Annotated in this window: 2 protein-coding genes and 1 pseudogene; 2 read left to right on the top strand and 1 reads right to left on the bottom strand. The window is 61.6% G+C overall.

Features of this window, described 5'->3' with window-relative positions:
• Positions 1–5,089: pseudogene (locus J7E36_RS17915) on the top strand (LapA family giant adhesin); the annotation flags it as partial.
• A gap of 139 nt (positions 5,090–5,228) precedes the next feature.
• The gene (locus tag J7E36_RS17910; RefSeq protein ID WP_215005587.1) at positions 5,229–5,567 is read left to right on the top strand and encodes a tryptophan synthase subunit beta; all 339 of its coding nucleotides are present in this window, start codon (positions 5,229–5,231) and stop codon (positions 5,565–5,567) included.
• 125 nt (positions 5,568–5,692) lie between these two features.
• Here the strand turns inward: J7E36_RS17910 and J7E36_RS17905 are convergent, their stop codons facing one another.
• Positions 5,693–6,064, bottom strand: coding sequence for a DUF6124 family protein (locus J7E36_RS17905; RefSeq protein ID WP_215005584.1), 372 nt, complete (start codon positions 6,062–6,064; stop codon positions 5,693–5,695).
• Between the last annotated feature and the right edge of the window lie 470 nt (positions 6,065–6,534).

Raw genomic sequence — 6,534 nt, 5'->3', positions numbered from 1 at the left:
CACCCTGAGCAACGGCGCCGTCATCAACATCGCTGCCGGTGCGACTACTGGTACCGTCACCGTCGATGCGCCAAAAGACGACGTCTACAAAGACGCCGGCAAAGTCGAAGTCAGCATCGACAAAGCCGCTGGCGGTAACTTCGAGCATCTGGTGCCAAGCACTACGCCAGCCGTGACCAACGTCACCGATACCATTGACACCAGCACCGTGTCGCTCAGCGCGACTTCGACCGTTGCCGAAGGCGGCACCGTCGTCTACACCGCTTCGGTCAACGCTCCGGTGACTGATGCTCCGTTGATCGTCACCCTGTCGAACGGCCAAACCATCACCATCCCAGTCGGCGCAAGCAGCGCTTCGGTGAACTTCGTCACGCCAAACGACGCCCTCGCCGGCGGCGACCACCTGAGCGTCAAGATTGACGACGCCAAGGGCGGCAACTACGAAAAACTGGACATCGACGCTAAGCCTGCCGACACCACCGTTACCGATACCCAAGACACTACCGGCCTGACGCTCTCGGCAACCGATACCGTTACCGAAGGCGGCTCGATTGTTTACACCGCCACTCTGACCAATGCTGCCGGTACGCCGGTCACTGTGACCTTGAGCAATGGCGCCGTCATCAACATCGCCGCCGGTGCGACCACCGGTACCGTGACCGTTGATGCGCCAAAAGACGACGTCTACAAAGACGCCGGCAAGGTTGAGGTCAGCATCGATAAAGCGGCAGGCGGTAACTTCGAGCATCTGGTGCCAAGCACTACGCCAGCCGTGACCAACGTCACCGATACCATTGACACCAGCACCGTGTCGCTCAGCGCGACTTCGACCGTTGCCGAAGGCGGCACCGTCGTCTACACCGCGTCGGTCAACGCTCCGGTGACTGATGCCCCGCTGGTAGTAACACTGAGCAACGGCCAAACCATCACCATCCCAGTCGGCGCAAGCAGCGCTTCGGTGAACTTCATCACACCTAACGACGCCCTCGCCGGCGGCGATCACCTCAGCGTCAAAATTGACGACGCCAAGGGCGGCAACTACGAAAAACTGGACATCGACGCCAAGCCTGCCGACACCACGGTGACCGATGTCCAGGAAAACACCGGCCTGAGCCTGAGCGCCACCGGCACGGTGGCCGAAGGCGGTCAGATCACCTACACCGCGACCCTGACCAACGCCGCCGGTTCGCCAGTGAACGTCACACTGAGCAACGGCGCCGTCATCCACATTGACGCCGGCAAGACCACTGGCACCGTGACCGTCGACGCGCCGAAAGACGACGTCTACAAAGACGCCGGCAAGGTCGAGGCCAGTATCAGCAACGCAACGGGCGGCAACTTCGAGCACCTGGTGCCGAGCACCACCCCAGCTGTGACCAACGTCACCGACACCCTCGACACCACCACCGTCAGCATCACTGGCAGCACGTCAGTCACCGAAGGCCAGGCCGCCACCTACACCGTCAGCCTGACGAACCCGGCGCAAACCGAAGTCACGCTCAAGATCGTCTACAGCGGTACCGCCGCCGACGGCTCGGACTTCACCGGCGTCTACACCGTGAAAATCCCGGCCAACGCCACCAGCGCCACTTTCAACGTGGCCACGCTGGACGACAAGATCACCGAAGGCACGGAAAACTTCGTGGTCAAGATCGACTCGGCCACCGGCGGCAACTTTGAAAACCTGGCAGTCAGCGGCACCAACGGCAGCGTCAGCACCTCGATCCTGGACAACGATGCGCCGCCGGTGCTCGACCTGGATGCGAACAACTCCAGCGGCAAGACCGGTGCTGACTACCAGGTGACCTTCACCGAAGGCACCACCGGGCCAGGCGTGTCCATCGGCGATACCGACCTGAAAATCACGGACCCGGACAGCACAATGCTGACCGGCGCCACCATCGTGTTGACCAACCGGCAGCCCGGTGATGCGCTGAACCTGGGCAACAGCGTCAACGGCATCAGCATCAATGCCAACAGCACCAATGGCACGGTCACGCTGACCCTGTCGGGCAACGCGACGCTGGCCGACTACATGCAGCAGATCAAGAACATCACGTTCATCAACAACAGTGAGGATCCGAGCGGCGTACCGCGCATCATCACCGTGACCGTGACCGACGGCGCCAACTACTCCAATACCGCCACCACCACGGTAAACGTGGTCGGGGTCAACGATGCGCCAGTCGCTACGGGCGGCGCGGTGACCGGCACCGAAGACACTGCGCTGGTCCTCGGCTGGTCGACCTTCGGCGTCAGTGACGTGGACAATTCTGCGGCAAGCCTGGGCGTGAAAATCACCGGTCTGCCGGGTGACGGCAAGTTGCAGTACCTGGACGGTGCCACCTGGAAGGACGTGGCCAACAACCAGAACTTCACCAAGGCTGACATCGATGCCGGCAAGCTGCGCTTTACGCCGGACGCCAATGAATCCGGCGCCAACGGCAACCCGGCCGGCGTGGGCGATCAAAAAGCCGATTACGCACAGATCAGCTTCCAGCCGACTGACGGCCAGACGCTGGGCAACACCGGTACGGTGAAAATCGACATCACCCCAGTCGCCGATGCACCAAGCCTCAACGTGGCCGGTAACAACGTGACATCCACGGGTTTGATCAAGGAAGTCTGGACCGGCCTGTCGGGCCTGGGCACCGATGGCAGCGGCGCGCCGTCCGGCACGCTCAAATCGGTGATCGATGCCGCCGGCGCGCCGAACAGCAGCGGCACCGTGACCAACGTGCAGTCCGATAGCAATGTGAACCCGGGCACCGCCTCGAAAACCTCGGGCCTGATCTACCTTGAAGCGGGCAAGACCTACACCTTCAGCGGCACCGGCGACGACAGCCTGCTGGTGACCGTCGGCGGCAAGGATGTAGCGGCAATTACCTGGGGCGCGGGCGGCAAGTTGAACGGCTCGTTCACGCCGACCACCAGCGGCTACTACACCCTGGATATCTACCACCACAACCAGACTGGCCCGGGCAGCTACGACGTGAACCTGTCGGTCAACGGCAGCACGCCAGTCGACCTGAGCAGTGCCGGCGTACCGCTGTACACCGGCGTGGCCGACCTGACGAATGCCGGCGTGACCGTGTCCGACCTGCACGGCACCAATGGCGAAGGGTACTACGACGGCTTCAAGCTCAACGAAGGCGCCGAAGGCACCAGCGTCCATCTGTCGAAGATCACCACCGGCCTGACCGACACCGACGGCTCCGAAAGCCTGAGCGTGAAAGTCGGCGGTATTCCTGTAGGCACCGTGTTGAGCGACGGCGCAGGCCACACCGCCACCGTGGGCAGCAACGGCGAAGCCTCGGTCACCGGCTGGAACCTGGGCAGCCTGACCCTGACCCCACCGACCTACTACAACGGCCAGTTCAACGTCACCGTGACGTCGACCGCCACCGAAGCTCTCGGCGGATCGGCAGTCAGTACGGCGCAGATCCCGGTCACCGTGTACCCGGCGACCTACAACGCGGTGACCGCCACTTCCGGCAGTGACAACGTGACCGGCACCGACGGCAACGACATCGTCGTCGCCGACATCGGCGGCCTGACCGTGGTACCGGGCGTCAACTACAACATCGCCTTCATGGTCGACAGCTCCGGCAGCATGAGCTCGACGTCCGTCGCGGCAGCCAAAAGCTCGTTGAGCTCGGTGTTCAGTACACTCAAGCAGAGCCTGGGCAGCAACTCCGGAACGGTGAACATCTTCGTGGCAGATTTCGACACCCAGGTGAACAAGTCCGTTGCGGTGAACCTCAACGATCCAAACGCTTTGACGCTGCTCAAGAACGTACTCGACTCGATGGTCTCCGGCGGCAACACCAACTACGAAGACGTGTTCAAGACCACGGCGAACTTCTTCAACAGCACCCAGGCCCTGGCCAACACCGGTGCGAAGAACCTGACGTACTTCATCACCGACGGCCAGCCGAACCTTTACCAGGCCGGCGAACAGACAAACCCGACGCTGTACGGTACGGTCAAGCTCGATGACGTGCTGAGCGCGGCCAACTACACCATCGGCAAGTTCTACACGCAGACGATCGACAGTACGCACAAGTACACCATCTATGAAGACGGTGAAATGTACCTGTCGACCAAGAACGGCAAGAACTGGAATGACAGCTATGTCGGCACCGTACATGCCGAAGGCAACGGCACGTTCGAGTTCTCTTACTTGAGCGACGGCGGCTCGGCCGCGACAGGTTCGAATGCCAGCTTCACCCTGTTGAAAGGCCTGAGCAGCGTCGAGGCCATCGGCCTGAACAATGGCGTGACCCTGGCGGACCTCAAACCGTACGACTCGGACCAGACGCCCCAAACCAACATTGACCCCAAAGACCTGGCCAACTCGATCATCGGCCACACCGAAGCGACGTTGCCCGGTTCCGACACCGTCAATGGTGGCGAAGGCAACGACATCCTGTTCGGCGACCTGGTGAGTTTCAACGGTGTCGCGGGCGAAGGCTACCAGGCCATCCAGGCTTTCGTCGCCCAGCAGAATGGCGTGGACGCCAGCAAGGTCACCACCAGCAACGTGCACCAGTACATCACCGAGCACTACACCGCGTTCGATGTGTCCGGTGCCCACGATGGCAACGACACCTTGCTGGGGGGTGGCGGTAACGACATCATCTTCGGCCAGGGCGGCAACGACTTGCTCGACGGTGGCAAGGGCAACGACATCCTGCTCGGTGGCACCGGCAACGACACGCTGATCGGCGGCCAGGGCAATGACACCCTCATTGGCGGCCTGGGTGGCGATACCTTTGTCTGGAAGGCCGGCGACACCGGCACTGACGTGATCAAGGACTTCAAGGCCGCTGATGGCGACCGGATCGACCTGCGGGATCTGTTGCAGGGCGAGAGCGGCAGCACCATCGACCACTTCCTGAAGATCAGCACGGTCGACGGCGTATCGTCGCTGCAAGTCAGCAGTGCCGGCCAGTTCAATACCGGCAATGCGGCGGCAACGCCAGACGTGACGATCAAGCTCGAGGGCAACAACTGGTCGAACATCAACCTGAACTCGTTGATCGCCGGCAGCGACCCAACCATCAAGATCGATCACAACAACAGCTGACCACGACCGCGCGACCGCCCTTCGGGGCGGTCGCGAACGGCTGCGCCCGAGATGACGATTTCGTCGTCACCCTCCATACTCCCGCACAGTTGGCCTATGCTGCCCGGCATGACGCCGCTTTTTGAATGAGGGATGCCCGATGTTTTATGTGCAACGCGATGCACAAGGCCTGCTGGTGCGCGTAGAAGCCACCGCCTACGCCGAGGCCACCGAAACCCTGCCGGCCGACAACCACGAGATCCAGGACTGGTTCGCCAACCAGGCCGTCGAAAACAGCCTCAAGCAGTTGAAGCAGAGCGACCTGGAAATGATCCGGGTACTCGACGACTTGATCCAGGTGCTGACCAGCAAAGGCATCATCCGCGTCACCGACCTGCCGGCGGCGGCCCAGGCCAAGCTGATGGACCGCAACCAGGCACGGGAAGCCCTGGGTGGGCTAAGCCGGTTGATCGATGATGATGAGAAGGGGTTGATCTGACACGCTGATCGTTCCCACGCTTTGCGTGGGAACGCCTCTCGGGACGCTCCGCGTTCCAACCCTTGGGACGCAGAGCGTCCCTGGCTGCATTCCCACGCAGAGCGTGGGAACGATCCCGAATCTCTTCAGCCCGACGCTTGGGCTTCAAGCCGATCCATCGCCCGCTCCACCAACAGATGCACGCCATCGGCCATCCGACTGATCGCCAGGATCACGCTGCGGCGTGAACCGTCGACATCATCCGCTAGGTCGGCGGCGATGGCGCTGATGGACAGCAGGTCCTCGGAGGCATTGGCCAGCAGGGTTTCGGTGTCGATGTCCGGGGCGACCATGAAGAGTTGGGCGGTTGACGCCTGACCGGATGCTTCGTCGGTGGGTTTGGGGTTGAGGTAATAGTCGAGGGCGCGTTCGGCGGCTTCGTCGAGTTTTTTGGTTTTAGAGGATTTGTCAGGGATCGGGCCAGGGTTTCCTGGCGGATTCGGAGTTATTTTGTACATAGTTGTGTAGCTCCATCTGTAGTAGTGGAACCGACACCCTATCGCTTGCACGCAAATGAGGTGGCAGTTGTACGCAGGTGTGCAAGACCGGGCAGACGGAACCCCGGCAGACGTCTCCTCGCGAAGAAATCTCCTACGCACAACCGCCATAAGCGCTTGTGCGTCGTCTTTTAACCGGCTTGCACGCCCGTGTCACCGTTTTTTTAGGTGACAAACCCAGGCTAGCGACGAACCGGGCGCCCGACAAGTTCACCAAGTTCGCTACAACTTGAAGGAAATCTCCTAGGACTTGCTGGCGTTATGCGACTACAGGGGCTGGGTTGTCTGGACTGACGCCATCGCGAGCAGGCTCGCTCCCACAGTTGGATCTGGGTACAACCGGAAGCGACAGGTCGGCTGTCAGGCCGCGTCGCGAGCAAGCTTTGCTCCCACAGGTTGCTCACTGCTCCCACTGCTCAGACGCCACAGAT

Origin of the sequence: Pseudomonas fluorescens (assembly GCF_018614775.1) — a bacterium.
In the GTDB taxonomy this organism is placed as follows: Bacteria; Pseudomonadota; Gammaproteobacteria; order Pseudomonadales; family Pseudomonadaceae; genus Aquipseudomonas; species Aquipseudomonas fluorescens_BY.
This window is presented reverse-complemented; position numbering and strand designations above follow the sequence as displayed.

Bases quoted from the DNA above. Each gene is read 5' to 3' on its own strand.
- J7E36_RS17905 (WP_215005584.1), bottom strand. From the start codon at position 6,064: ATGTACAAAATAACTCCGAATCCGCCAGGAAACCCTGGCCCGATCCCT.
- J7E36_RS17910 (WP_215005587.1), top strand. From the start codon at position 5,229: ATGTTTTATGTGCAACGCGATGCACAAGGCCTGCTGGTGCGCGTAGAA.